This window comes from Natrinema limicola JCM 13563 (assembly GCF_000337475.1).
GTDB classification, from domain to species: Archaea; Halobacteriota; Halobacteria; order Halobacteriales; family Natrialbaceae; genus Natrinema; species Natrinema limicola.
Genome location: NZ_AOIT01000086.1, coordinates 1 through 26,341 on the forward strand (window position 1 = coordinate 1; position 26,341 = coordinate 26,341).

General features: G+C 51.4%; 29 protein-coding genes and 4 pseudogenes. 13 read left to right on the forward strand and 20 right to left on the reverse strand.

Features of this window, described 5'->3' with window-relative positions:
• Window positions 1–72 precede the first annotated feature (72 nt).
• From C476_RS16835 to C476_RS16850, 5 genes and pseudogenes are all read right to left on the reverse strand, one after another.
• Window positions 73–354, reverse strand: a pseudogene (locus C476_RS16835) (thiolase family protein); the annotation flags it as partial.
• Between the two features lie 362 nt (window positions 355–716).
• On the reverse strand, window positions 717–917 hold the full coding sequence (locus C476_RS19585) for a hypothetical protein (RefSeq protein WP_008015202.1): 201 nt from the start codon (window positions 915–917) through the stop codon (window positions 717–719).
• Window positions 917–1,081: a hypothetical protein gene (locus C476_RS19075; protein ID WP_008015145.1), complete on the reverse strand. Its 165-nt coding sequence runs from the start codon at window positions 1,079–1,081 to the stop codon at window positions 917–919. The genes C476_RS19585 and C476_RS19075 overlap by 1 nt, the downstream gene beginning before the upstream one ends.
• Before the next feature lie 158 nt (window positions 1,082–1,239).
• Window positions 1,240–1,539: pseudogene (locus C476_RS19590) on the reverse strand (hypothetical protein); the annotation flags it as partial.
• Between the two features lie 254 nt (window positions 1,540–1,793).
• Complete coding sequence (locus tag C476_RS16850) at window positions 1,794–2,564, reverse strand: Imm49 family immunity protein (RefSeq protein ID WP_008015205.1); 771 nt, start codon at window positions 2,562–2,564, stop codon at window positions 1,794–1,796.
• Between C476_RS16850 and C476_RS18570 the strand changes: the two genes are divergently transcribed.
• Window positions 2,553–3,035, forward strand: a complete 483-nt coding sequence (locus C476_RS18570) for a hypothetical protein (RefSeq protein ID WP_152418250.1) — start codon at window positions 2,553–2,555, stop codon at window positions 3,033–3,035. The genes C476_RS16850 and C476_RS18570 overlap by 12 nt on opposite strands.
• 13 nt (window positions 3,036–3,048) lie before the next feature.
• On the opposite strand, the gene C476_RS16860 is transcribed toward C476_RS18570, so the two are convergent.
• Window positions 3,049–3,804 carry an Imm49 family immunity protein gene (locus C476_RS16860; RefSeq protein WP_160162913.1) on the reverse strand — a complete coding sequence of 252 codons (756 nt, stop codon included), beginning with the start codon at window positions 3,802–3,804 and terminating at the stop codon, window positions 3,049–3,051.
• 124 nt (window positions 3,805–3,928) lie between these two features.
• Here C476_RS16860 and C476_RS16865 point away from each other — a divergent pair.
• A pseudogene (locus C476_RS16865) lies at window positions 3,929–4,698 on the forward strand (transposase).
• Window positions 4,699–4,866: 168 nt separating this feature from the next.
• Here C476_RS16865 and C476_RS19595 read toward each other — a convergent pair.
• The 3 genes from C476_RS19595 to C476_RS16875 form a co-directional block, all read right to left on the reverse strand.
• Window positions 4,867–5,067: a hypothetical protein gene (locus C476_RS19595; RefSeq protein ID WP_008015210.1), complete on the reverse strand. Its 201-nt coding sequence runs from the start codon at window positions 5,065–5,067 to the stop codon at window positions 4,867–4,869.
• Complete coding sequence (locus C476_RS19080) at window positions 5,067–5,231, reverse strand: hypothetical protein (protein WP_008015212.1); 165 nt, start codon at window positions 5,229–5,231, stop codon at window positions 5,067–5,069. The genes C476_RS19595 and C476_RS19080 overlap by 1 nt, the downstream gene beginning before the upstream one ends.
• Before the next feature lie 160 nt (window positions 5,232–5,391).
• On the reverse strand, window positions 5,392–5,952 hold the full coding sequence (locus tag C476_RS16875) for a hypothetical protein (protein WP_008015214.1): 561 nt from the start codon (window positions 5,950–5,952) through the stop codon (window positions 5,392–5,394).
• A 348-nt stretch (window positions 5,953–6,300) separates the two neighbouring features.
• On the opposite strand from C476_RS16875, the gene C476_RS18115 reads away from it, so the two are divergent.
• Window positions 6,301–6,486, forward strand: a complete 186-nt coding sequence (locus C476_RS18115) for a hypothetical protein (protein WP_008015217.1) — start codon at window positions 6,301–6,303, stop codon at window positions 6,484–6,486.
• 137 nt (window positions 6,487–6,623) lie between these two features.
• Window positions 6,624–7,127, forward strand: a complete 504-nt coding sequence (locus tag C476_RS18575; protein ID WP_152418251.1) for a hypothetical protein — start codon at window positions 6,624–6,626, stop codon at window positions 7,125–7,127.
• 179 nt (window positions 7,128–7,306) lie between these two features.
• Here C476_RS18575 and C476_RS16880 read toward each other — a convergent pair whose 3' ends face one another.
• The 3 genes from C476_RS16880 to C476_RS18580 form a co-directional block, all read right to left on the reverse strand.
• Window positions 7,307–7,942, reverse strand: coding sequence for a hypothetical protein (locus C476_RS16880; protein WP_008015219.1), 636 nt, complete (start codon window positions 7,940–7,942; stop codon window positions 7,307–7,309).
• A 171-nt stretch (window positions 7,943–8,113) separates the two neighbouring features.
• Window positions 8,114–8,719, reverse strand: a complete 606-nt coding sequence (locus tag C476_RS16885) for a hypothetical protein (RefSeq protein ID WP_049912068.1) — start codon at window positions 8,717–8,719, stop codon at window positions 8,114–8,116.
• 1,052 nt (window positions 8,720–9,771) lie between these two features.
• Complete coding sequence (locus tag C476_RS18580; RefSeq protein ID WP_152418252.1) at window positions 9,772–10,248, reverse strand: hypothetical protein; 477 nt, start codon at window positions 10,246–10,248, stop codon at window positions 9,772–9,774.
• Window positions 10,249–10,673: 425 nt separating this feature from the next.
• Between C476_RS18580 and C476_RS16900 the strand changes: the two genes are divergently transcribed.
• Entirely contained in the window at window positions 10,674–12,155 is a 1,482-nt protein-coding gene (locus C476_RS16900; RefSeq protein ID WP_160162914.1) for a hypothetical protein, read from the forward strand.
• 352 nt (window positions 12,156–12,507) lie between these two features.
• Window positions 12,508–12,831: a hypothetical protein gene (locus tag C476_RS16905; protein WP_008015224.1), complete on the forward strand. Its 324-nt coding sequence runs from the start codon at window positions 12,508–12,510 to the stop codon at window positions 12,829–12,831.
• Window positions 12,832–12,952: 121 nt separating this feature from the next.
• Here C476_RS16905 and C476_RS18125 read toward each other — a convergent pair.
• From C476_RS18125 to C476_RS18130, 3 genes and pseudogenes are all read right to left on the reverse strand, one after another.
• Window positions 12,953–13,436: pseudogene (locus C476_RS18125) on the reverse strand (transposase-like zinc-binding domain-containing protein); the annotation flags it as partial.
• A gap of 187 nt (window positions 13,437–13,623) precedes the next feature.
• The gene (locus C476_RS16915) at window positions 13,624–14,811 is read right to left on the reverse strand and encodes a hypothetical protein (RefSeq protein WP_008015226.1); all 1,188 of its coding nucleotides are present in this window, start codon (window positions 14,809–14,811) and stop codon (window positions 13,624–13,626) included.
• 82 nt (window positions 14,812–14,893) lie between these two features.
• Window positions 14,894–15,331 carry a hypothetical protein gene (locus C476_RS18130; protein ID WP_193788173.1) on the reverse strand — a complete coding sequence of 146 codons (438 nt, stop codon included), beginning with the start codon at window positions 15,329–15,331 and terminating at the stop codon, window positions 14,894–14,896.
• A gap of 325 nt (window positions 15,332–15,656) precedes the next feature.
• Between C476_RS18130 and C476_RS16920 the strand changes: the two genes are divergently transcribed.
• Window positions 15,657–16,046 carry a hypothetical protein gene (locus tag C476_RS16920; protein WP_008015227.1) on the forward strand — a complete coding sequence of 130 codons (390 nt, stop codon included), beginning with the start codon at window positions 15,657–15,659 and terminating at the stop codon, window positions 16,044–16,046.
• A gap of 95 nt (window positions 16,047–16,141) precedes the next feature.
• On the opposite strand, the gene C476_RS16925 is transcribed toward C476_RS16920, so the two are convergent.
• Window positions 16,142–17,146: a hypothetical protein gene (locus C476_RS16925; RefSeq protein WP_049912056.1), complete on the reverse strand. Its 1,005-nt coding sequence runs from the start codon at window positions 17,144–17,146 to the stop codon at window positions 16,142–16,144.
• A gap of 238 nt (window positions 17,147–17,384) precedes the next feature.
• Here C476_RS16925 and C476_RS19880 point away from each other — a divergent pair, with 238 nt between their 5' ends.
• The gene (locus tag C476_RS19880; protein WP_160162915.1) at window positions 17,385–17,651 is read left to right on the forward strand and encodes a HalOD1 output domain-containing protein; all 267 of its coding nucleotides are present in this window, start codon (window positions 17,385–17,387) and stop codon (window positions 17,649–17,651) included.
• 455 nt (window positions 17,652–18,106) lie between these two features.
• On the opposite strand, the gene C476_RS16935 is transcribed toward C476_RS19880, so the two are convergent.
• The 3 genes from C476_RS16935 to C476_RS16945 all read right to left on the reverse strand — a co-directional run bounded on the left by C476_RS16935 (window position 18,107) and on the right by C476_RS16945 (window position 20,793).
• A complete protein-coding gene (locus C476_RS16935; RefSeq protein WP_008015229.1) occupies window positions 18,107–18,709 on the reverse strand; it encodes a restriction endonuclease in 603 nt (200 codons plus the stop codon).
• A 232-nt stretch (window positions 18,710–18,941) separates the two neighbouring features.
• Window positions 18,942–19,853, reverse strand: coding sequence for a hypothetical protein (locus tag C476_RS16940; protein ID WP_152418253.1), 912 nt, complete (start codon window positions 19,851–19,853; stop codon window positions 18,942–18,944).
• A gap of 706 nt (window positions 19,854–20,559) precedes the next feature.
• Entirely contained in the window at window positions 20,560–20,793 is a 234-nt protein-coding gene (locus C476_RS16945) for a hypothetical protein (RefSeq protein ID WP_149782432.1), read from the reverse strand.
• A gap of 210 nt (window positions 20,794–21,003) precedes the next feature.
• On the opposite strand from C476_RS16945, the gene C476_RS16950 reads away from it, so the two are divergent.
• The 5 genes from C476_RS16950 (at window position 21,004) to C476_RS16970 (ending at window position 25,066) form a co-directional block, all read left to right on the forward strand.
• Window positions 21,004–21,309, forward strand: coding sequence for a hypothetical protein (locus C476_RS16950; protein WP_008015232.1), 306 nt, complete (start codon window positions 21,004–21,006; stop codon window positions 21,307–21,309).
• Window positions 21,306–21,938, forward strand: a complete 633-nt coding sequence (locus C476_RS16955; protein WP_008015233.1) for a hypothetical protein — start codon at window positions 21,306–21,308, stop codon at window positions 21,936–21,938. The genes C476_RS16950 and C476_RS16955 overlap by 4 nt, the downstream gene beginning before the upstream one ends.
• 197 nt (window positions 21,939–22,135) lie before the next feature.
• A complete protein-coding gene (locus tag C476_RS16960; RefSeq protein ID WP_008015234.1) occupies window positions 22,136–23,002 on the forward strand; it encodes a hypothetical protein in 867 nt (288 codons plus the stop codon).
• Between the two features lie 427 nt (window positions 23,003–23,429).
• Window positions 23,430–23,879 (forward strand): HVO_A0114 family putative DNA-binding protein, encoded by a 450-nt coding sequence (locus C476_RS16965; RefSeq protein WP_193788174.1) that lies wholly within the window; start codon window positions 23,430–23,432, stop codon window positions 23,877–23,879.
• 95 nt (window positions 23,880–23,974) lie between these two features.
• A complete protein-coding gene (locus C476_RS16970) occupies window positions 23,975–25,066 on the forward strand; it encodes a hypothetical protein (RefSeq protein ID WP_008015237.1) in 1,092 nt (363 codons plus the stop codon).
• A gap of 187 nt (window positions 25,067–25,253) precedes the next feature.
• Here C476_RS16970 and C476_RS16975 read toward each other — a convergent pair whose 3' ends face one another.
• Entirely contained in the window at window positions 25,254–26,096 is an 843-nt protein-coding gene (locus C476_RS16975) for a hypothetical protein (protein WP_008015248.1), read from the reverse strand.
• Window positions 26,097–26,341: the final 245 nt, after the last annotated feature.

Here is a 26,341-nt window from a genome sequence, read left to right on the forward strand (position 1 = left end):
TCTTCACTCAGGTGTCGCACAATTTTCTTCTCTCGGCCAGTCACTACACTAAAGAGATACTTCTGCTCAATAACTTTCCCGAATCACTAGGCCGCTCGAGGCACACGCGCTTTCGATTCGGCGCGAGGGAACGGTCGTCCCGAGCGCCTCTGCCATGAGCGGTCCCTGGTGGCCCTGCCCTTCTGAGAGGGTGCCGACGAAATTGCCGTAAAAGAGTTCGTCAACGTCCGCAGCAGGGACACCCGCGTCCTCGAGGGCGGCGAGGCCGGCCTCTGCGAACATGTCTCTTCCCGTCCGGTCGGGATGCGATCCAAACGACGTCATACCTGTCCCCGTAAGAGCTACATCAGACATTAGCTACCATTGTTAAGGCCCTACCCTCTACATATAACAGTGTCGGATAATGGGCCGCTGATCAAAGACACTGGACACACTGGGCTGGGGAGTATGTGTTATTCTCAGCGTGTGCCTTTGACTGGGAATCGGGAAGAGATTGATAATGAGGACATCGGATATATCACCTGTCGCGTGATCCGCTGCGCGCGACATTGTCCGATCACTCCCACCCCTCAGTCTATCCGGTGCTGATCTTTGTCCTCGATTCACCGGACGTACCGCTTTTCGGTACTCGAGACACACCGTATGCAGAATGAATCGGTCGAGGTCACGCCACGAAGCACCCGATTCGTCTATCTATCGGCTTGGAATGTTCGATATCATCGTTCGAGTATCTTAACGGCAGGATTTGTACTGTCTGGTCCAGCGACTGCTTTCGCACGCTCGAGTTCACAGAACTCTCGCTGAGCCTGTCGTTCGAGCAGTTCGGCTCGCCGACAACGGTCACGAGCCACGTCGTCGACGACGTCCTCGCCACCGATCGTGAAACGCTTACCACGGTGATCGATCTGCTCGAGCATTAGTACCGATCTTCGGCTTCATCCACTGCGGCATCTCGAGCGTCCGCTTGAAGGTGCTCGTAGCGGACCTCACAGCTGTCCGAACAGAACCGACCAGAATACCCTGTCCGATCGCGAGCAGGTTCCGAACACGTCGGCATCCGACACTCGTCGCGGTCAGTCATCTGGTGATCCCTCGCTTCAGGAACTGAGTTGTTTCAGTGGCTATCGACGCGATTGCTGTCTCTCTTTGTCTCATGGGTTACTGCGGTGGGCTCCCTTCGAGCCCCCGTACCCCTTCTGGGGGATACAAACCGTCTCGAGTAACGAGGTCGATCGACGGTTAGTGGCTGAACGTGCCATCTGGCGCAGGGACAAGTCCCGTCCGGATCTCGAGGTCGACACGGCGAAGATGCTTGCAGCCATTGTCTGGCTGGCGCTGCTCGAAATTGACCTCGTAGAGCGGACCCAGTTTTGCAAAGCCGACGTCCAGCCTTTCGTTCAGTGCACGGCGTGTTCGTGGGTCGTTGATCGAGTAGTCTCCTGCCTCGAGTGCAGTCTCCAGCTGAAAATCATCACAGTGGCCGGTGAACCCGTCGCGGCGGTTGCGTTCTTGGGCGCACTTCCTGCAACAACTTCTCCAAGAGAAAATATAGTTCGCCAATCCTGGCTGGGCTGTAGGTTTAGCCGTTTAATTCTGTGCCTGTGCTGTGAGTAAGTCCTCTACCGAAAAAGCAGGTCGAGTGCCTCGGGGCTTGCCCCCGAGGCGGTTCACTACTTAGGACGTTCGTTGAATCCGCCACAGTCTGACCGCTTTCCCACGGTGTCGGCCTGACTGATGACTGCTTCGGTGGCGTCGTCGAGACCTGCCTTCGTGAGCTGACGGTCTCTCTGTTATCATCCCTCGACGGGATAATACTCGTCGTCGTTCAGCGCATCGGGGATCGCCTCGTGGTCGACAGTGATGGACATACCCTTACAGCGGGCGAGTGCGAGCATCGCCGTCGCGTCGAGAGCGACGGCTTTCTGTACTGGATCGGCGTCACGGGCGCTGGCGACATGGTCACGGTGGAACTCGAGCAGCCCCTCGATGCCGGCCAAGACATCTGATTTGGAATCAGTGAGAAGTCCTCGAACGAATCGGGTATAGGCGTCATAGCGTGCCCTGTCCCAGTCGCTCCCATGCTCGGCTACATTCTGTTCGAGCGTCTCGAGATGCTGTTCGGCGGTGTCGTTATCGAGAACGACCGAGCTTAGCGACCGCGCGAGGTCAATTCGGTGGGCGAACTCACGCTTGTCGAGTTCGTCTACGAACGGCTCTGTAGTCCGGGCGTATACCGTTTCGGTGGTGTCTTCGACGTTCTGGCGGGCTAGCAGGGCGGCGAACAGCCCATCGACGTAGTCGCTCCACGGCCCTGGTGATGCTGGGCTTCGTGGTTCCTCTTCGTACTTCGAGTCCCATTTGCTGTTTGCATAGATCGGCCACTCTTCGGTTAGCGCCCGAAACCAGTCGCTGGCACCATCGACATCGCCCAGCGCAAGCAGGCCGACGGCGACCGCCTGTGCCCGATTGGGTCGGGTGACGACGGCAGCTTCTATGCCGTCTTTGCCGTCGAGTAACTGCTCGCGCTCGTCTGTGACGAGCGTCCGAACGTTTTGTCTTGTCATGGTCTAACTCACTCCCTCGAAGATGTCCCCGATCTTGACGACTTCGACGCTATCGAGCGTCGGCTCGGCATCGTCGCTGACCCGCAGCTCGCTCGACGCCAATTCACCAGTCTGTGGTCCGTCCTGATACGCGATAAGTTCTTTCCGAATCTTCTCGGTGGTCTTGGTCTCGATGACGACGAGGTTACCGTCGTTGTCGATGGCGAAGCCGTCGAAGCCTTGCTTTCCGGCGTCGAGATCGTACGTGATGTCATCTTCAGGGATACGGCCCTCTTCGAGCGAGCCGGAGTTGTCGTCAAACTCGAAGCCACCGCGGCCGTACTTGCTAGTCGGGAGTTCTGGTTGCAGGAGGCTGAGGACCTGGTAACGTCTTCGGAGCCAGCAGACGGGGCGGTGACGCGGCGAAGGCCCGCGTCACTGGCCCCCTGGATTTCCGACACGTGGATTTACTGTTGGGGAGAGCTATACTGACCCTCGTTCGCGTTTATCCCCCAATGGGGTAGTGCTCGTCGTCGTTCAGCGCGTCGGGGATGAGTTCGTCCTTGACAGTGATGGCCATGCCCTCGCGGCGCGCGAGTGCGAGCATCGCTGTCGTGTCGAGGGCGACGGCTTTCTGAACAGGGTCGGCGTCGCGGGCGCTAGCAACATGGTCACGATGGAACTTGAGAAGTCCTTCAATGCCGGCTTCGACCTTGGAGACATCGGTACCGTTGAGTCCTCGGAGGACCCTGACGTAGGGTAGATACCGCGCGACAGCCCACGGTTTGTCCTGCTCTTTCACGGCATTTTCGAGCGCCGTCGCGTGTTCCTCGACCGTTCCGGTGTCGAGGAGATAACTGCTCAGAGCGCGGGCCAGATCGATGCGGTGGGCCAGAGACCTGTTTTCGAGGTCGTCGATGAATGCTGCCGTAGCACGCTCGTTGACTTCTTCTGCAACTTCTTCTACGGTTGATTGCCCCAAAACCGCACTATAAATCCCATCGATACACTCGTTCCAGGGGCCCATCTGGGCGGATTGTCTTGGTTCTTTTTTATACGATCCGTTCCAACGGACATCGACAGTGTGAATCCACTCATCGGTGAGTGCATCGAACCATTCTTTCGATTGACCGACATCATCCATCGCCAATAGGCCGATAGCGACAGTCTGCCCTTTGGTTGGACGAGTGATTATAGCTTCTTTAATACCGTCTTTTCCGTCGAGCAATTTTCCTCGCTCTTCATTGACGAAAGTTTGCATATCTATCATTATCTCAGCTTATCCCGCGGAATACGTTTCCTATTTTCACTGCTCTATTGAAAATGGCCGACAGCGTCGAGTTTGGTCGGTACTGGTTTGAGAGAACGAGGTCAAGAAGCCGATTATGGCAGTCGCACTCCTTGACCTCGTTGAGAAGGCACTACGCGTAGCAAAACAAGCGTTGGGGAATCATGCGGGGAAGCCCGAGTCAGGCGGGCTTCCCCGCGAAGCACACATCGTCGCTCATTGTATTCGGAAGGAAGAAGACCACACGTTCACTGAACTTGTTGATCGGCTTGGACTTATGCCGGAGGTGTGCGACCGCCTCGGCATTCATCCCAAGGCGTTGCCTGATCCAACGACGTTCTACCACTCTCTAGACCGATACGCGATGTACGTGTGGCNGACAGCACGTTCTTCGAACGTGACCAAGCCTCGCAGTACTACCTCCAACGGCAGAGTCGGACGGTCACGACAGTCAAAGCGACGACACTAACCGATACAGAGTCATTGGCGGTGCTGGACGTGCACTGTTGTATCGAGCGTGAACACGATACGAAGGCTGGCCCGCGGGTCGTCCGCCGGAACGCGGACGACCTGCGGGCCGTCGTCGCCGACAACGGCTTCCAAGACTGGCACACCGAATACGAGCTGCCCGCGTACGATCTCGATTATCGTGTTCATCATCGTGGATCGAAACCGATGGCTGTAGCACACAACGCGCTCAACCAGACGAACAGCTACACGCAACGGTGGATGGCAGAGACATCCTACTCAACGACGAAGCGAACGCAAGGCGGAGGCTTGCGTTCGCGGTTCTGGTACCGCCAGTTCCGTGAAATCGTCCTCATGTTTGCTCTCCACAACATCAAAAAGACCGCTACAAAGCTATGATCGTACCGCCGTACCGCATTTTCAATAGAGCAGTTATTTGAACTCTCAGGAAATGAGGTGTGGTGTGTTGTCTGAGGAAGGGTATGTAGTTCTCGTGTGGTGTGTTTTCTCAATAACTCAGGAAATGAGGTGTCCCCGTCTGTTTTATCGTCTTGCGAATGTTCGAGATCATCGTTCGAGTACCTCAACATCTGGATTTGTACCCATTGATCCAGCGACTACTTTCGCACGCTCGAGTTCACGGTTCTCTCGCTGACCCTGTCGTTCGAGCAGTTCAGCTCGCCGACAACGTTCATCAGCGACATCGTCGACAACGTCCTCGCCACCGATCGTGAAACGCTTGCCACGGTGATCGATTTGCTCGAGCATCAGTACCGATCCTCTGACTCGTCCATTGCGGCATCTCGAGCGTCCGCTTGGAGGTGCTCGTAGCGGACCTCACAGCTGTCCGAACAGAACCGACCAGCATATCCTGTCCGATCGCGAGCAGGTTCCGAACACGTCGGCATTCGGCACTCGTCGCGGTCAGTCATCCGGCGATCCCTCGATGTAGGGACCGAGTCGTTTCAGTGGCTGTCGACGTGATTGCTGTCTCTCTCTTTGTCTCATGGGTTACTGCGGTGGGCTCCCTTTGAGCCCCCGCACCCCTTTCGGGGGATACAAATCGTCTCGAGTGATCTCGTCACTCGACAGTCAGCGGCTGAACGAACCATCTGGCGCAGGGACAAGTCCCGTCCGGATCTCGAGGTCGACACGGCGAAGATGCTTACAGCCGTTATCCGGCTGGCGCTGCTCGAAATCAGGACAGGTACACGTCGTTGCCTCGATATCGACCTCGTAAGTAGCACCGCTCTCACTCTCGACTTCGTAGATCGGACCCACTGTCCCAAAGCGGACGTCCAACTGTTCGTTCAGTGCACGGCGTGTTCGTGGGTCGTCGATCGAGTAGCCTCCTGCCTCGAGTGCAGTCGCCGGCTGGGGGTTGTCGCAGGGGACGGTGAACTCGTCGCGATGGTTGCGTTCTTGGCCGCATTTCCTGCAGCGCCAGTAGCGTGTCCGATACTCGTAGCCATCAGTGAGATTGAGTTCGTACGGTGTTGGCTCTGTGCCTGGCAGCCACTCGTCGATCGCGACGAGTTCGTGTCCGTTCAGTCGGGCAACGTCTCCTGGATAGCTTCGGTCACGGTCGCTCGTGTACTCGTTTGTCGGTCGATCTCGATGCGAGTCGCTCTGGAGTGGTCGATTTGTACTCATTCGTGGCCTCGAGGCACACGAGTATGCGCCTCAAGCCGCTCGGGCGCAGAAAAACCGAATGCGATCTGCTATTGGGTTCCGTCGGCAGCCTCGAGCAATCGCTCTACTTCTTCTTGGCTGACCAGACCGTCATGTCGTCACAGTTCTCGTGCTGTTTGAGATTGATGGTATCTGTGATGCCTGCATGTCGGACAAAGACCGACAGCAATCGAGTTTGTAGTGGTGCTCGAGGGAGAGTCGGGCCGATTCTGTCCGAGACTACCGTCATTCTCGGACACGCTATTGGTAACGGACTTATTGTTCATCTCTATGAAAACCAATAAATTCTCCCATCATCAATTTTGAACTATGGCCTCCAAAAGTGCCTCAATTCTCATCCCCGGAGTTATGTGTATGATTATTGGGTTTTTTGTTTTAAATGTGGTTGGGGCCGGACTGGGGCTGATACTGGGCTTTGCGATGGGGGAATGCTATTATCAGCGTCATGAGTTGGAAAAGCAAATAGATGAACTGAAAGGAAGTGAACAAGATTGAGCATGACTTACTGCTGCTCGAGATCGTCCGTCCGACCCTACCGCAATTCTCGGACACAACGTTCGCGGTAACTACAGATGCGAACTGAACAGTCGGTTCCCTGAAAGCACTTATAGAGCGTGTTAGTAAGGGAGAATATGAAGCGACGAGTACTCCTTGGTGCTGTCACGACAGGAATAGCTGCAGTGGCTGGTTGTCTTTCCGATAGCGGCAGCGATAATCCTAATGACCACACAGAGAATGAGCCAACGAACGATGATGTGGAACAAGATGAGGAACAAGATGATAACTCAAACCCGTATAATCAGCCAGCAGAGTATGATGAAGTGAAGAATCTCACAGTAGAAAACAACCTGAATGAGGCGCTGAATGGGTCAGTAACGGTCATAGATAACGATGAGGACGCTACTCTATCTGAGACGAATATAACTATTCAAGCAGGAGAGAAGGTCCGTGATAGAATACCTACTGCTGATGAGAGCGGGAACTATACGGTGGAGGTAACGGTTGAAGGTCGAGGAACTGTAGCAGATGATTTCAATCTCAGAACACCAGTTGGTGAGCCTCACTTGTACATTAGCGAAAGCCGAGATGATGATGAACCATTCTCGGTGTGGGTATCTGGAGCTCCTAATGTCTGACCTACACCAACCGTGAGCAATATCGAGTCTTTTCATTCTATACCTGTTACTGGCTAGCTGTGAATGCTCTCGAGAAAACTAACGCACTCTATCGTCATACCACTGATTCACGATCTCCTGTCCGACTCTACTCTACTTATCGGACACGATATCTACAATAAGTATGGATTCAAACTAACTCACAGTTTCTCGTCAAGTAACGCTTTGGTATCCTCATGAGTCGTGTTCCAGTCCGCAACGGCGTAGTCGGTCAGACCAGCCGTGAACTCTGCTTTCTCAATCTTATCTTTTGCTCTCGCATGGTGACTCCGCACCGTCCCGATAGCGAGATCCAGCGCTTCTGCGACGCCTCGTTCACCGAGTTGACGCCCCGTTCCGTGCTCACTCGGTTCTTCCCACAGCAAGACGAACACGACGAATTGTTGTTTCGATAACGTAGAATTCTCCAGTAACCGGGCTAACTCGCGTTCGAAGTACTTCGACACGTCACGAGCGAGTTTATCACCGACTCGCTTCAATTGCATTCCCGGACCATCGAACGGTGATTCCTCAGTTACTTTGAACATAGCCTCGTTGACGTCCAGCCCGGGCTGTAGCGGCGCGGTCTTTTCCATCGCGAGAGATGTGTCGAGAACAATGTAACTCATATCGAACACCTCGTTAAAGGCGCGAAGTTCCTCGTGTCTTTGGTCGTCTGATTTCCATTCCTCGATCGCTTCTTTTTGCGCGGCGCGTTCTGCATTGTAGATGAATCCGCGAGTCCCGTGCCGGTATAGGACACCGAGCTCCTCATCGGTGAACGGTGAGTCTTCCATACTATTACGAATAGTGTAATAGCAGGGTTATAAAATTAACCCAACTGTCACGGTCAGTGCTGACTTACCGTGCAAGATACAAACTCTATGAGACAGAGGCTCTGACTAATTCTCTCGCATCCTCAAACGATCCTCTATGGTGTGCCACAAGCAAGTTCGTAACCAGGCTGTTCAACTGTCAGTCGTCCATGTCTCGGACTTCCCATCAAAAGTGACTCGTAACTCGGGAGTCGCATCGGCATCAATAACACCAACCACCCAACCCGAGATAGTCGAATCGGCGTCGATACTCGGCCGGGTCATGCCAGCAGGATACGTTTCTAACTGCTCCCCATCGACGCTGAGCTCATACCCTGTATCAACTTGCATCTCCCCTTGCCAATCTAAATCCGGGAAATATCCACCTTCACCAGAGCCATAGACCCTGATATCGTTGATATCGCCAGTATAGATAACATTCTCCTCTTTCTCGAGGGTCTCATAATGGCTTGGACTCACATGCGGCACTTCCCTTTCGGTCACATCGGTATTGTGAACCTCAACCTCGAATAACGCATAAATCCCGTTGGAGGGAGAGGTTTTCTTGTTACCGCTGATCGTGATTTGTTCAGTCGTCATTGAGTCTGTGACAGTGACGTCGATCTCGCCGAAACTAACGGTATCGCCGAGCGTAGTTTTTTGACCACTCACATTCTTTGCTACCTCTTCCACTTGAGAGCAACCTGCAATCAACGCTGAAATGGGCATCGCTGTCGCGAGATACGTGCGTCTGTTCATGCTCAAGACAGTGAACTGACGAGTCATAAATCAGCAGGCCAAGTCCGTCGGTAAATAGATCGGGATCCGACTCTGTATAAGTTCTCGGACAGAATAACAAGCATAGATCTATTTGTACAGGATCACACTTGCCCCGTTGATCTACAAGAATATTTGGAAAAAGAAAGCGGTTGCTACTAAGAAGAGACCTACCGTTCTGTCTACAATTCTGTTGATGTCACGGATAATCGGCTTCGGCATTCGATCTTTTTTAACTCCCTCGGGAGACATAGATCGGAAGTGAATCTTGTGGATGTCACTCCGGAGTGGGGACCAAGCAAGCAAACCTGCTCCAAACGAACCTGGCCAACTAGTTAAAATAGTAATGGGACGGATATTATCGCCTATTGGGAAATAATAAACAACTCCACCGATAATGAGAAAGGAGGTTATCAACCAAAATGTATGTTTGAAGATGCGTTTAAAGAATTCATTTCTAATATCTCCGTTATCGAAGTACCCACTGTTTTCTTCTAAGTGGTAGATAGCGTCTTTCCAGTCGTAAACAATGTCTGGTATCATTATATGTATATGAGCTATAGGAGTTTGTTATCTTCCCGATCTACTTTGGGCGGTTCAGCCCCACAACACTTACTGGTTTCAATCATATTATTTCCAGTATGAATCCTATTCAAGTGACCAAGGGGATCATTATTGGAATCGGAGCTTTAGGTTTCGTTGGCCTTATGATATGGTTCGTTTTGGGGGTATTGGCTCCCGCCCTAGGTTCGTAATTCTATATTCGATCGGTCAGTCCTGCCTCTGTAGGGAATGATGCTCCACAATCTTCTTGCCCAGTTCTGCACGAATTCTCGGACAGTCCTCATTGGCGTATCATGAGAAGTTCATAACCAGAACTACGGGATTTGTCGAGAACAGAGACTGCAATAGTTTTCTTGGTTGCTTCTCAGGTTATCGAATATAGGCCGACTCAATCGCTATTCGTCGTTTTCAGCGAGCCGCTGTAGTGCGTCGGCGAGGACTCTACTGTAATCAGAGACGAACGGAGTTACTTACGCGTGACGTGCTCCTTTGAGTGCCCTATGATAAATATGGGTGAAAAGACCCACTGAGAATACCATCGAGAATGCAACGAGATAGAAGGATGCTGTAGTCACACTGAATGTGGAGTCGAAGACATTGGCGGACACGATCGAGAGGCCTGCCACCATCGGAATTGTGACCAGTTGGAAAGCGGTCGTGATAATGATGGTGAACCCACCGGCAACAACTCCGTAGATAGTAATGTTCATTCGGGTTAATGAACCCGGTACAGCGACTTTCCGAAAGAATGGTTCTGTGATTTTGTCCAAGCACTTCTCTCCAATTTCTCTAATTATCGCGGGGTCCTGGGGTTCTATCCCACAGTATCCACAGATTTTATTCATTGCTTGGCAGGTAACTTGCAGAACTGCAGAGAATCTAATTCCTAATAGTAGTAGACCCCAAAAAATGGCTAGTACTTGTTTGTACATCTCAATTTGATCCATAGGCGAATGTCAACTTCCACAACTATAAAATGAAGTGGCGAAGAGCGGTGATTGGTTGGCGTACCTGTATCGAACGCTACTCCGTAGTAGTTGTATTTAACAAATTCTGGTGTCTTCGAAGTCCAACTTTAACTCTACAGAACGTGAAAGACTGAGTCGTTCGTTTAGATATTAGCCCCAATCTCGCTTGAAATGTCCTCGAGGACGGGATTCACGGACATCACCAACGGAGAATGCAAGGTTCTAATATGTCAAAAGAGAGTAGAAACAACTCTTCTATAGGAGTAGATTTGGTTACCAGTGGTCCTAGCTTGAGGAAGAATTAAGACCGGGTGAGTGTTAGATGTATCCAGGATATTCTCATGGATATTGACCTAAATCATCTTGACCCAGACACATTTGAAGACCTCTGCAACGATCTTTTGATGCAAGAGGCAGCTAATATCACTACAATTGACGGATCTGGCGGTGACGATGGTATAGACTGTTTTAGGGGGGAAATTGATGGTGAAATCACGATATTCCAGCACAAATATCATACAGGAAGGCTTGAGTATACACAAAAAAGGCAAATTTCAGATTCCCTTGACCGCGCTCAGGAAGAACATTCAGGTTTAGAAAAATGGATTCTTCTGATAGCAACAGAGTTCACACCTACTGAACATGAATGGTTTCAAGAGGAGATAGTTTCCCCTAATTCAGGAATCGATATAGAGTACTGGAACAAGCCAAAGATTGAAAATAGATTGATTCAATACGACTTTTTAATTGAGAGATATTTCAATGAATCCTTATTTGCTACTGGTAAGAAAATTGACGATGCCTTCGACTTTATGTCAGGTGACCCGGTCGATAAGGTAGTGGGAGCGGGAGATATGTTGCGTGACCTCAAAGAGAAGTATTCCCATCTTGGTGTAGAGTTTAATTACAATTCGGAAGAAGGAAAATATGAAGCGTTTTTCAACCCAGAGTTTGATATCGAAATTTCTGCTGAGATGGATATAAACGAGGAGAAGGCAGAAAAACTACAAGATGGTGAAGAAGTTGAACTCTCTAAGGATGAAGTAGAAGAATTGGATATCTCTCCAGGCATATTTGATGTAGAAAGTGACGAGATCGACAGTATTCTCATCCAGCCCTCGTACAAATCAATCGAGAAAGACCTCAGGATCGAGATTCCGTCATCTGGATTTCAGAAAGGACTGACATTTACCGTTGAGGATCTTTCAGATGATGGGATCAAAATCAGATCTAAAAACGATTTATTTGATTTGTATATAATGACACATGATGAAAGTAGCGAAGGCGAAATTGGGTATGAAACTGATCTTATTAATGAACCAATTCACCGAATCGCTGAATTCATTGAATTCTTGAACCAATTAGAGGAATCAGATAATTTCCTCATTAGGGACTCTGAGACTGATGAAATTATTTTCCGTGCTGGGGGAGAAATGATAGCCATCCCAGAAGAATTAGAACTGGTTGAGATATTCACAAACAATCTTTATGATATTGAAGCATACACTGGAAAATCATTTATCATGACTGAAGATTGGGACGAAGAGGATATTAGTAATGCAAGGATTGTCCGCGATCTTCTTGTAGATGGTGAAGCTGATGTTTCTTGGTCATCTTTTGAATTTACTGTACCTTCATCAAATGCACACCAGCTACTAGATATTTATGACAAAGAGGGAACTCTGACTGATGCACAAATAAAGATGGAGGAGTATCGCCTTCCCATTCTCGAAGAGGAGGTTGAATTTGAAATGGTCACTGTCGAACTGCCGTCATCAGATTTGAAAAACCGGGATACAATTGAAGATCAACTAGAAAAAGGAGAACCTGTCAAACTAGAATTTACTCCAGAGGATAGTGCAGTGATGAAGAACGGAAGTCAGTAGTATCTCTTGTTTACACATTAGTTATTTATATCATGTTCCGAGAGGGGCCTGATTAAATACCTTCCGGATAGGTATCTGGATCAATCAACGAAATTTCCCATGTACCAGTGTCCGTTTGCGTAATCCGGACGGGATGATCTTTCACATTCCCCTCCTCATCGACCAATCCAAGCGCCCGAAGCTCACCCTTCGGGAGTACAACACCGCCCGACGTACGACCAACTTGTGTCAACTGGTGGATCGGCATGGCTACGTTCCTAACTAGTCCTGAAACTGTTTAAACATTGGTCTCACCAGTACGAGACTATGATATTCCCGACCGCTATCACTCGCTCGAGAGTCCTAGCGAAGCATGGGGACGGACAACCCGCCACCGACTGACGAGAAGCCTATCGACGAGGTGTACCACGATCGGAATCTCCTCGCGATCGCCTTCGCGAGGGCGATGCGACTTACCTGGGGACCGGATACCGCGGGCTGGTACCGCCACGACGACTGGCCGGTCGTCTGGGTCGACACGCCAGCCGGCCAGAAATCGTGGCACGTCACGCCCGATCTCGAGGATGTCCGCGAGCGCTCACCACTCGACAACAGTGAGCCGATCGGCGGCTACGACGGCCACTCGCGGACGCTGAAGAACTGCCGACTTGCCCGCTATATTACTCGATCCTACTGATGACCGAGTGGATCGAATTCGGATCGAAAGCGGCGGCCGACCAGTTCCGCGACGAGTACACCGATCACCTCTGCAGTGACGACGACCGCCGGCTCAAGACCGTCGCGTCAGCGAGCCCGCGACTCTCGCAGGTGTTGACGTGTACCTCGTCGTCGGCGTATTTACCGTCACCGTAGACGACGTATTCACGGTCGAATGCCTCGTCTTCTTCGAGCGGTTCATACGCGCGAAAGCCATCAGTATAGACGGTCAGCGACTCCTGCTGACGGTCGGCCAGCAAGAGTCGAATCGAGCGCTCTGGCAAAGCGCTCGATGCGCCGGTGCATCGTTTTGTGTGTCACCTCGATTTCGCACTGGAGTTGCCGGAGACTCGTGTTAAACCGGAGAAACGCGTAGATCGAGAACAGCCACTGGCGGAGTGCAACCTTCTAGTGAGCGAAAATCGTGTCCGTCTTGTCGTCAAACGTGCGGTCGCAATTCTTACAGAGATACTGTTGAAACTCTCTGTCTGCCGTTTCTGACCGTTCGGTCAGAACGGCAGCGGGGACAGGTAATACCGTCACGCCAGCGAACCATTCCGACCCAAACACATCGAGTGGAATCATTCGTGTCGGGCACCGCTGACTCGGTGTCCTTGTCCTCTTTGACTCCACAGCGCCTGCTCAGCAGTATCAACAATCTCCTACGGATGAGCGTAGTTAAATTGTGTACATTCAACTATACTGTGTGTTTCGACTTGTATATTTGTAGAGACGAGAAACAGCAGCTGTCTCAAAGGTCTACCCGAGACAGTTAGTCCTGGTCGCCAGATGCTTGTTGCTGTCGATAAAGATCGTTAATGAACGCCCTCACCTGACGGTCCTTGAATTGGATGCGTCGAACATCGAAAAGGACAGCGAGCACGAAGAGGATGAGGCTGATGCTACCAAAGAGCATTGTGTCTAATCCCCTTGATTGGGGCATCTGGTTGAACAACAGGCCGATAGGAAAAACGAATACGGTCAGGCAGACAAGCAGCCCGAGTAGGAGATACCAAGGGGGAAGCGACGTGATACTCGGTGTGTTGTGGTTCTCGGACCAGCACGTAGAGTATCCAACAATACCAAGAAGGAGCAGTATAACGAGCCAAACTGCCGTCTCAACGACTGAGAACGGAGTCCAGTCGGGCAAGGTTAAAAACACGCTCATACTGTTGAGAACAAGAATCAGCCCCCATGTGAATGCGGCACTGACGCCCCAAAGGAGTGGTTGGAAAACTATGGCTCCAAAAACTGTCAATATGCCAGTAGCTATAATCGATAGTCGAATCCAGAGAGGTGCCGGCGCTAGAATATCTACGAGTCCGACTGTGAAGAACAGTATACTGAAGTACGCGGAAACTAGCCAGAGATTCCGATAAAACGTGTTGAGGATATTGTAGCGGTGGTAGAGCGTAGACGCATCGAAGAGTTCGCTGAAGCCGAACCGCTGCAGTTGCCCATACGACATCTCCGCCCACTGGATATCTGCCGTGGAGATCGCCGCTACCGACTGGGGGATGCCGTCAGTGGACTCGTTATCATCGGATTCAGTGAATGCTTCCATGACTTGCTCGTCGATCCAGTCATTGAGGCATCTTTTGTTAGATATTTCACAATCACAATCACTTTCCGGGTTGAGCCGCTTCCTAACTGAAGGTTTTTTCACGATAGCCATATCCGGTTCGAGGAGATCAGCGCTGCTACGCGTACTCTCAAGTGTAAAAACAAACTTATCGAAAGTTCGCTCACGCAACTTTTTAATTTCAATTTGACCGGTAGCTGCGTGAATACTCCGGCCGACAGGGTAACTCGTGACGACGAGCACAATGCCTGTACTGGTGATGATCGGTGGTTCAAAGAATCCGGCTAGCCAGAGAAGACTACCGAACAAACCCAACGCGACAGCACCCGGAAGGAAGTCTGCAAGGAAGTCATAGAGGGTGAGTTGTGGGATTCGCATTTATCCAGTACTCATAATACCGCCCAGATAACATTTTCCAATAGATTCTCTCAGACAACTCACCAATGAGGTTGCGACCGTTCTAACTATTCCCTTCTGGGTCAAGACCAGCAGCTTCTCGGGCCATTTCTCGGGCTGAAGGATCTTTTTCCCAATTATTCTCATCTAGAACTATTCGTGAGATCATGGCTGCGACATTTCGGGCAGTTCTCTCCTGTTCGAAAAAGAATACGTTGCCGAGAGTGTCACCTATACTATAACTGAGTTCTTCAGTAGACAGATCTTCATCCAACAAAATAGCCTCGACTTCTGCTGAGACTCGTTCCTCTAATTCCTCACGTGACTCCTCAGTAAGATGATGGCCTGCCGGAAGAAGATCATATGTCACGGAATAACCTGAGTCCTTTTCATCAATAACAAAGAAAGGTTTTCTTTCTTGTTCTGCTTCTCGATACATATCTCCGCGCCCGTTTCGTTCGTGAAAAATCGTTATTTCATCTGGTGAAAGTTCTTCAGCCATACTATAGGAAAAACAGTTTCACAAATGAATATTTTTTGTTTTTGTCTTTTCAATACGTATCACCATAGCGTGGTTGGAGACAGCACCGTGGGAAGGTTTGTACGACTCTCTCAGCTACTGTTCTAAGATTCTCTGGTTTTCGAGGTGCCGCTGGTAGAATGGTGCAATTGACATACGATTCTCTTGGAGATCTTTCAATCAACCCTCGAAACGCCTACGCCATCGGAAGAATCGGTTCAGAACCGACAATCGACCTTCCGGAAGATGAATCCGTATTGCAGATCCCGTGTCACCCCGTCAGACATAGCTCGATGCATTCCAATCTGTGATCGACGCTGAACGGGAAACACCGCATCTTGACGGCCCCGGTGCAGACCTCGTCAAAGATGCTCTCAACGACATCTGGGAAGAGATGATGCCTGGCGATGAGACGTGGGAAAAGAGCATTGAAGAAACACGGCTCCGGGCAGAACGTCTCATCGCGGCGTGGCAGAAGGCATACTCTGGAGACCACGACGTGATCTTTCTGCCAATCGGCGTTACTTACCGTCTCAAAGGCTTCCTCGTAACCTGTGAAACCAGAGCAGACAACGACGAAGACCCATTCACACTGCCAGACGAGTTTGTTGACGCGGTCACACTGCTTCAGACACTCCAAACGGCAGAAGAGGAGAAAGAACCGATCTTCGTCCATCAGAAACAACTCCCGAACTAAATCAACAGATGCGGTGAGGGCCTGGACGGGAAACACTGCTGGCACGACACCGCGCTGGAAGCAGTTTGCGGAGTTTTCGGTGATGTCTCCCTCTATTAGAAATCAAAGAAAGTCGTCTGATCCTTGAAATCGTACGGCTCAGTCAAAACTTCTCGGAATGGATCATAATTCCTGCGTGCATCATGATTCTCTTCAATCGCACGATCCACAAACCACGCACGGAACCGCTCGTACTCTTCCCATGGCTGTAGATAGTCATCAATATCAATCGTCTGCAGTTCGCCGAACCGGGCGAAATAGACACCGACAGTCGTGATATCTGGGTACGGCGTATCTGCACCGGAATTGTCCACCTCTTCCACGACGAGCTCTCGATGGATGTCGTTGAGAATGTAGTACGCAAGAAGCTGCCGCCAGTACCCGAGTTTGAACGATGGGTCTTCCGTAGCCTTCACATCAACTAAGGTCTGGTCGACGATGAAATCACCGTGTCCCTCAAGGATGAACGACCGTTCCCCGAAATCCGGACTAAGAATCACTGAGTCCCCGAGAAGAGCGTCTTGTTCCCGGAATAGATGAAACAGTTCCTGTAACTCCGTCACTACATCATCTTCGAAAGAGTTCGCCGTGATCGTCCCGTCCTCGAATCCGACATTGAGATCAAGCCCAGAATACACGAGGGCGGCATCAATTGCGTCGTTCGCGTTCATTCCGGTTTTCCGAAACTGTTCACGTTTCTTCTCTGCCCGTTCGAGCGCAGCGTTTCGTGTCTCTTGTTCTTCAGAAGCGGATTCAGATGGTTGTTCCCAGTCAGGTGTGAAGCGGGATCGCGTGTATCCGAGAGCGTGTGTCCAGTCGCGGTCCAACCGGTCCGTGTGCGGGTCGTGAACCTCGTCGTGCTGGCTCTCTAGCCAGAACCGGATCAAATAGTCGAATGCCTGCCCGACAAGCGAGTGTTCATATGAGACGTGTTCAACCTGCAGCTCGGCGTCTACATCACTACCTGGATTCGGATACTTTGTAGAGATCTTGTCCCGTACCGCAGACTTGGAGATGAACTTTGTAACCCCGATACCCATAATGGGCGGCTTCTCACGCACATCAGAAATAAATTTCCTGAAGATAATATTGGTGGCATGGAGGTGGTGATCACCGCGGGACCGAACAAGCGAAAATACCGATCGATACTATCTTCTGAATAAGTAATTCTGTTTCGCGTTAATCACTGGTTTCCTATAATGATAGACTTCTTCATGAAAACTGTTCATACCCGGTTGTCTGACGCATGTCATTAGAGGAACGTCTGGTTTTATATGTTGGTTCCTGGCAACGGTGATTGTGCAGACTACTCAATCACTTAGTCTGAAGATTGTAGAGAAAATCGCCAAACGTGAAGGAGTTCAACCGGAAGAACTCAAACCACCAATTCACTACGCGATTGACACGGACGCACTTGACTCGCTCTATCAATCGAGTGACTCTGAGAAGGGTCCGTCCAAAGTTGAATTCCGATACAAAGGCTATACAGTAACAGTCGATAGGGTAGGTGATGTGGATGTCGAGAAACACGCAGCGGCCTTGGAACCTAATAAAACCGTAGCGTGAGTCGCTCTGCGTCTTAGGACTGAATTTTGATCTATTACTAGTCGATATCAACGACTGCCTCAGTGGTAATCTTGAGAGTCATTACTCGCGTCGATAGCGTCTCGACGATCTCCCGACACTGTTCAAGCATTGAGGTCGTCGCGCTCGAGAATCTAGCGAGACGACGGTTCTGGTACAACGCGTATCTGAGGGCGACTAAACAGCTTACAGAACGAATCGACGAAGTATCGGGGATCAGGGAAGCGCGAGCGCGGCTGCCGTCGAGAAAAACTACCCAGCGAAGACCGCCGCCGTGACGCCATACGAGAGATCGACTAGCGTCCAGCCTGGGAGTGTCGCCAAGGCGACAGCGCCAAAAAATTACAGCGCCCCACCCCCACCTCCACACGCAGAACTCCAGTTGAAGCACATGAAACAGAGGTTGGTCTCGTTCGTTTCCCTTTCTTGTATCTACGCTACATCATAATCCGATCTCGTAGAAGTGGCTCCGGTGTTCCTTTAGAAACCATCTCCTCCAGATCATCGTCCCAAATATCAACTATCTGTGGGTTACGAAGATTTCTAAGATTTGCTAATGCCCCCGTTTGCTTCCTTTGGCCCCGAGAAAACCCACTCATACTAACGAAATAAGAAATTTCACATTGTGGCAATTCTGACGCTTTGTCATGGAAGTTCGATATTTCTCCCTTTTGAATGGGGTCTTTTTCCCACTTGTTTTCCACTAGCGTATGTGATCCGACAAGACGATACAGCCAATCATCGGAATCAAGGCAAATTAGATGCAAGTCAACTTCACCGGTATTCCCGTGTTCTTTCACTCGTACCTCTACCTCGTTCAATTGCTGAAAGAGGATACCAATGAAATAATCAAACTCTCTTCCCCTACTCTGAGGATTGTCCATGTTTTTGAGTCTCTCTAAACCATCTATAAAGAATCCAGGAGGAAGGTCACGATCGTCTTCAAACACCCGCTTCACATCTAAACTATAATTTTGAAAAAAATCGCCGGGATCTTCGGCAATTTCATAGATCACCTCCCAGTTTGACTCAGAATTCATTTGAAAGTCGTTTTCACAGCTAAAGCACCGCTTAGTTCGATCTGGAACAGCACCTTGTCTGCTATAGACTCCATGTTGGGTATTACAATAGGGACAGCGAACCTGTAGCTTTGCTACTAGAACCCCTTCACTCGTTAGATCAGATAATATCACTTGCACAGTGGCCTCATCGAGGCCACTCTTTCTGGCAGCTTGCCGTCTTCTTATATGGATTTTATTACCCGAGTGGACTTCACTGAGGTACGTCTGAAACGCCTGAGATTTGTCCTTGGGTATATCTTCCAGTTTTTCTGAGTACATTGTGAACTATGTCTGTAACCGAATTTAGGTTCTCCTCTTTCTCTGACTTCATGAAGGAGATTTTGCTATTCTCGCGGTTCATCCGGAATCGGAACCCGTCTTCCACTTCCACATAACCCATTGTAATCTCACCACCTCTTTCACTAAGTTCCTTCTCCACACGTTCATCTTCTCGAGCATCCTGTCTATTCCCCTGTTCATCTTCTTTTGAAGTGAACGAAATTGTATCTAGCGAGGAATCTTCCTGATCATCTACCCGGACCTTGAGATTGAAGTAGGTGTCGACAAGGTTATTGAATTTCTCTTGAAATCTCGCTCCGAAGCTCGGTCGGTCTTTAACACTTGTTTTGTATTTCCCAAGTGATTTGCAAAACTCATCTCTTATATTCTCAACCATATCTACGTCGGACCCCCGTATTTCCACTAGGTCCCTATCTTCATGGATTACAACTACTGTTCGCTTCGTAATGGGAATCCCTTGTTTAGTCCCAGTTACCGGATGTTCACTGCCTGCATATACATAGTATGAGATTGGCAAATAGAGACGAGAATTGATTACGTCACTTGCAGCGAGAAATGGCTCCTTCGTAACTGGTGGATTACTTATATCATCCTGCTCAGGGAATCTATTAGCTACATTTTCCTTTATCTCATCAAAATTATAATCGCTTATTCCTGTGATAATGAAATAATTTATTGTCTGCCTACCAGCATATTTATACTGGTTGATAAGGTCAATGAAGGTTCCTTCTGAGATTTTCTCAACGACCTTCATTTCGAAGTTTTCATCTTTATCTGGAACTCGTTTATTCCTGCTTTTCAGAAAGCGCTCAATCGCTGCCATGGGCAAGTCAAGCCTTTGAATAGCCTGTAACCGTTCGTCTGTTGTATCGTATGACTCTAAATTCTGTGTTGACATCTTTTATACGCTGTTAGTATACACATATGATAAGTACTCTGGTCTGAACTGATCCCTATCGAAGGAAAATACTAACCAAACTTCTTACCTATTTTTGCTCCTGTGTAGATCCACCTGACCTTCTCTCCCTGGGGTTGCACGTCGTCAGAACCCGATTCCCGAATATGCACACGAGTCGCGACTTGTCATGTGCACGTCGTCCATTTGGGGATTCCGAAGTAAACGACCTGTCTGTGTCTATTTAGACGATCTGCCTATGTATCGATGTCGACCTCACTTGAAAAAGCTGGGTTCGTGTGTACGAATTGTCTCAGAGCTACTGCTGAGGGTGAGCAATCTCAGTACCGAACATATCAATGTCCGATCGGCGACTAGGGGAGCGCGACGAGTCACCGGTTTCAGATAAACCCGTTGTGGGGTTGAAGCGCACGCCCGAACGCAACGGCACGCTGGCGGCGCGACTTTCGGAGTGATGTCGATATTTCTGGTGTGGTTCGAGACACCTCTTTCGTCGAGTGCTGATGTTTCGCCGCATACGAACGCAAACAGAATCTCTGCCCTTCACCTTGCGGCCGCGGCCTGTTGAACGACTCCCCGCACCACTCACACTCGGGTCCTCACGTAACCAGTACTACTCATCGCTCACCTTGCGAGGGTCCTCGACGAGTTCGTAGATGCCTGTTTCGTACAGGTCGCGAATGTGATCATGTTCGGCCAGTCGAGTAAATCGGCTCGAGACCCACTGCCTCGAGGTGTCGATATCTTCCGCGCGCATGAACAGCGTCGGCGAGGCACGCCCCTCTGTAGCGAGGTACTCGACGATTTGCTTGTCGAGGTCGTTCAGGTCGTCGGGTGTGAGTGGCATACCACTCTGGTTTCTCACCGCCATTTACAAGTGCAACGTTCCACGCCCCGGCGGGAAAGCATTTCGATAGTCTATCTACATCCGCTATTGACAATAGCAACCTTTACAAGCGCAAGTGTATTATTATAGAGTAGAGACGCAGGATGGCTGGGAAAACCGATTCTCGGCCGGGTGCTGGCACACCCGACCTGTGTCCCAGAGATTAGGACAATGAGTGTTCAACCGCGAACCCACGAAACGGTTTCGGAAGCACAGACTACCGACCCACGTGCCGACTACATCTCCGTCGGTATCGACAACGAGGGCGCACACCATGTCTACCGGACGACCGACGAGTCCGTTCACGTTATCGAGAACGGCGAGCGCACCGTCCGCTACGACCTCGAGACTGTCGGCAAAACGATCGACGACTGGATCGACTACATCGCCGACCGTCGCGGCGGCTTCGAAGTGCAGTACCTGTTCAAGACGATGGCTGACGCGATCGTCGGCGCTGTCGAGGTGGGCGACAGATGACGATCGTCAACGATCACGAGGCTGTCGCAAAGCGTGCCGAGCAACTCGAACGCGAAGGGGCTCGCGAGATGCGCCTGCGAGCGGAGGCCCGCGCCGTCGCCGGCTACGAACCGGGCGACATTGAAGCGACCGACGGCTCGGAGATCATTATCGCTGACGACGATGTCCGAGTCCAGACTCTCGAGACCGAGGACGGAATTCTACTCGTCGATGCCGATGACGACCCACGTATCGCAACCGACGGCGGCTGTGACCAGTCCACCGAACCGACCGTCGAATTCGTGTTCGAGTACACGTCGATCAACGGCCGTCGCCGCCGGGTGATGGTTGTCCCCGATACCGGTGGCGAAGCCTGGCGGATCGAACACGAACGTCGCAACAGCGATTGGAGAGAAACTGGTCGCGAACCGATTACCGAGGTTGACCTTCACGTACAGGGACGTCCCAGCGAGCGCGATTCCAGTGAACTCGAGCACCATAGACAGTCTGCCGTGCCCGATGGCGGCCACATGAACCGTGAGACGTTCCTCACGGACCAGAGACATTACTGCGATATCTGCGAGTGTCCATTCGACTCGCTTGCCGAGCTGGCAAGCCATGACTGCGGACTCCAACCCGAGGGTGGCTAGCTGATCCAGTACACCACCTCGGGATTGCGTTGATTTATCCAGCGCAGTAGACCGCCGCACCCCGCTACTCGAGACGGAGCCACTTCGATTCCTCGAGACGGCTCTCGAGTCAGTAGTCTACTGCTCCACCAGCGTTCCCGATATCGACCAGCAACGCGAGTCGAATCGTCCACCAATGCCACCGAATCCAGAACCCAATGAGCGCGAACACAGACTGTCCCGAACCTGACGCACAGACACTCCAAACACTCGTCGACGAACTCGAGCGCCTTCACGAACGCGTCACAACTCTCGAGGATGAACTCACCCGAAAGGACGACCGCATCGGTCATCTCGAGGCCGAACTCGAGGAGGCCCACACCGAAACCAAGGATCTCGAAGCACGGCTCGAGGACCTGGAACAATCACAGTCACCGATCGAAGCCCGATTAGACGCCCACGAGAAGAAACTCAATGCCAACAAGGATCGCGTCGGTGAGCTCCAAGCACGAGAACTCGAGAAAGGCGCACACCTCCTTGAGGAACACATTGATAATGGGGAGATCGACGTTGTGGATGGCCGCCTCGAGCGCATCCACAAAGACGACGGTGAGAGCTACTTCCGATTGCCTGAGAGTGACGACCCACTCGAACGTGGTGGCGATGTCTCCCTCTCGTATGGGGATCTGCTTCCACTCCAGCAGCTCGCGAAGATGGACGAGGATATGCTCCGTGCAACGACATCATCGCTTCCGTCACGGCTCGCTGCAAAACTCTGGAAGGCACGTACCGATCCCGCAGTTGGAGACAACCCTTGGAAGAAGGGGAGTACAAGCGTTCGAGAGTACGTCACTGCCGGCGATATGAAACACTGGATCCGACGGCAGGAGAAGGGCATCAGTAACGACTACGCGAAGAAATTGGTCTCGCGAACGATCGATGCGTTGCTCGATCTCTCGAAGAGCAGGCTGGCAGTCAAAAAGCGGACACAGCGCAAGAACGGCCTCGAGTACACGGAACGACGTGTCTTGTTGATGGTCGACGTTGACATCCCCGGTGAGATGGTCGGTTCCGGAGACACCTGACGTCGACAGTTGCGGGTGTCTCCCGACTACCCACAACCCTTGAGAAGGGTATCACTCTATCCGCCCACCTAATATCCAGCACAAGAGCGGTTGTATGCAGTGTACTATTAGTCTGTAATACGTCATTTGATCGGTCGTTGTCGGTCTTACCCGAACGACTCTCCTGTGGGTGTCCCTGAAGACGCCAGCTGTCACCGGAATCCTCTCGAGAGCACTGTGGAGATTCTCGGATCGACGTTAATACTGTGCGCTGACTTGACTGGGCCAGTCGGCTGTTGCAAGATAGCGAAGCCACTTATATATCAATCAGCTATTATGCAACAGTATGCTCACTGATGGCGAGCTCCACACCCTCACTGCTCTTCACGGTGAGCAGACGCTCTCCGAGTTCGATGTCAAGTGAGGCCATCACACCACGGTGATACCTATGAACGATACCACGCCGCCGCTGCACCCGATGGAGCGCGAACAGCTTCGGGCCGAATCAACCCTCGTCGTGACTGTCAAGTCGTCCAGTGAGTTCCACGATGATGTCACCGACGGCATTGAGGAACTCGAGCGGGGCGACGCGGTGGATTCCCCGCCGACGCTCTCGTTCACCAGCCACGACGACCTCATGGAGACGCTGACGCCGCGCGTCCTCGATTTCATCGAAGCCATCCGCCAGGAAGAGCCATCCAGCATTAACGAGATTGCACAGGTTGTTGACCGGGATGTGAAGAACGTCCACGAAGAACTCAGTCGACTCGCCCAGTTGGGAATCATCTTCTTCGAGGAAGACGACCAGAGCAAGCGCCCGGTCGTCTGGTTCAACGAACTCGTCATCAGTCTCTCGTTCGATCCAGCGACTGATGACACGGTAGCCGCCGCACCGTGAAGGCGACGTCTCAGGCTACACACTCCTCGTCGATCTTACACATATGCTCCGTCCACACCTGTTGTTTTTCCTACCCGCATACGTACTCTCGAGTAATGGTCGAGTGTCGCTACTGCGAGCAAACCTTTGAGGAGGAATCTGCGATCCGTGAGCATCTCTACGAGGACCACGAACGTGACGAACTCAGTCGGATTGATCAGAAGCGTGTCGAGCAATACGTCGACGAACACGGATTAGGTGAGAGTGGCAACGAAGAGGCCCAAGAAGCAAGTCAACCCGCTCACCGTGAGCAACGAACAGCCGACACATCAAATGGGACCCACCCTGCTGATGCGTGGGAACTCAGCGACGTCGAAGCCCTCTCGACGGACGAAATTGTCGAAAAACTCGCCGATCACGGCATCGAAACGAGCGAGACGATGTTTCGGAGTCGGATTGAAAATTTCAATTCGGCGACGACACTCTCCGAGCAGTGGGAAGCTGAATACGAGGTTGATGTCACGGGCTATGATCAGGACTTTATCTGGATGGCGGCAGAAGTACTCTGGGAGCGCTGGGCACCCGACACCCCGAACAAAGAACGGATCTACGACTTCGTTCAGGAGGGACGCGATCTCCGCGAGAAAGGAAACCGCGCTGAGGCTTGCGATCGGTGGCTAACTGCCTGGGAGTACATCGTCGCCGTAACACCCGACGAAATCACGTCTATCGATGAGGCAGACCGAGAATTACCGTCGTTTCTCTCACTCGAGGCTTTCATTCGATCAGCGGATAGCGACCTTGCCACCGTAGCGGAAGATGATCCAGCGTATCACGAGTACCGACTCGAGTTCTGTCAGGAGGTCTGCGAGCAGTTCCCGGATGCATCTGACGAGTTCCTACTCGACTTTCGTCACTTCATCGCCGACACACTCACAGAACTGGACAGAACCGCCGACAGCAGGGCGGAATTCGAGTCACTCATCGAGGAGTATCCTGAGGATCCCTGGGCATACAAGAAACTCGCAGATAGCTACTGGCTCGAGGACCCAGACGAACTAACGAGAGAGGAGATGGAACGCACTGCAGAACTGTACCGAGCGGCACTGGACACCGATGGTCCTCTCGAGGGAGCGTCGATAGTAGCCGAGCGCTGTGAGGAAGTAGAAAGCCGACTAGCTGATACAGAAACGTCCAACCCAGAGTGAGCGCTTGAGCACGAGAACTTACTTATTCGATGACGCACTATCTGCTTGTAGAGGAGCACACTCCCGTACACCATGGAATTCGAAGAACAACTTCGGTCGCTGGAAGAACGGTATGACATCTCCGAGAGCGAGCGTGCTCGGGAACTCGGACGGACCGTTGCCCAGCTGCGGGACTAACGCGTACGTCTTACTCGCTAGCTTCCAGATACTCGAGGAACTCCTGTTTGTCGACCCCATTCTCAAAACGCAGATGCGACGCTCCGGCTCGCGTCACTGACTCAATCATGAACTCGGTACAGAGTTCGGTATGATGAGTCGCATACGTCGACAGGGCTTCTGACTGTGGCAGCTCGAGGTCGTACTCCGAGAGCTCGATTTCAATCCCACCTTTTCGCAACACGATCTCACAGCCCCACTCATCGAGCAACCTGAACGGGGTTGTGTTTCGCCGTACGGTGAGAAGTCGCTTCGAGTCGGCGATATACGTGTCGACCCATTCTTGCCAGTCGTAGCTCTCGGTCGCCAACTTCGGGAGCGAAAACGACGGCTCGGCACTCTCGAGGTACCACTCGGCGAATGCGATAGAGGTTCGATGGTTGGCGTTTGGAAGCGGGTGAGCCAAAATGAGTGACGACATCAACTGCCCTGCGACCTCGACTACCGATTTTGACCAATCGACGTGCTCGAGTGCAGCTGGAATTCGACCAACGTCGATCTGCTTGTAAATCTCGAGTTTTTCTCCCTCCTCGAGTTCTGTGGCTTCAAGGACACCTTCGAACGTCTGGAGAATTCGCACTGTCACGAGCCGGTCTGATTCGTCCATTTCGTCCAGTATCGCTTCAAAATCCTCGGTGATGTCGTCGACCGTTCCACTCGCACCGGAGTTGGTGTAGAGGACGTGTACTGTTTCCTCGAGTTGGTAGGTTTCGACTTTCCCATCGTCGGGTTCGATCTCGTCGTGATCGAGCGTAACGTACGCGAGTGAATATTGCTCGTCGTCGGGGTGGTGGTAGTGGACGAGACCGGTCATTAAACTCGGGAACGTACCGGAGGAACATAGTAACTATCGCCGATAATGTGCGTGTGGAAGTATCGCCGCTCACACTCGAGGAGTTATACGAAATAACGACGCCCGTGGTCGGTGAACATACCCACTCCGAAAAAATACAAAATATATAAAACGGCTAACATTATCTCGGGCCTTTATCTTAATCTTCCAATCTCAAGTGCTGCAACTGCGGCTTCAGGATCAACGCCGTATTCGACGGGTACTGT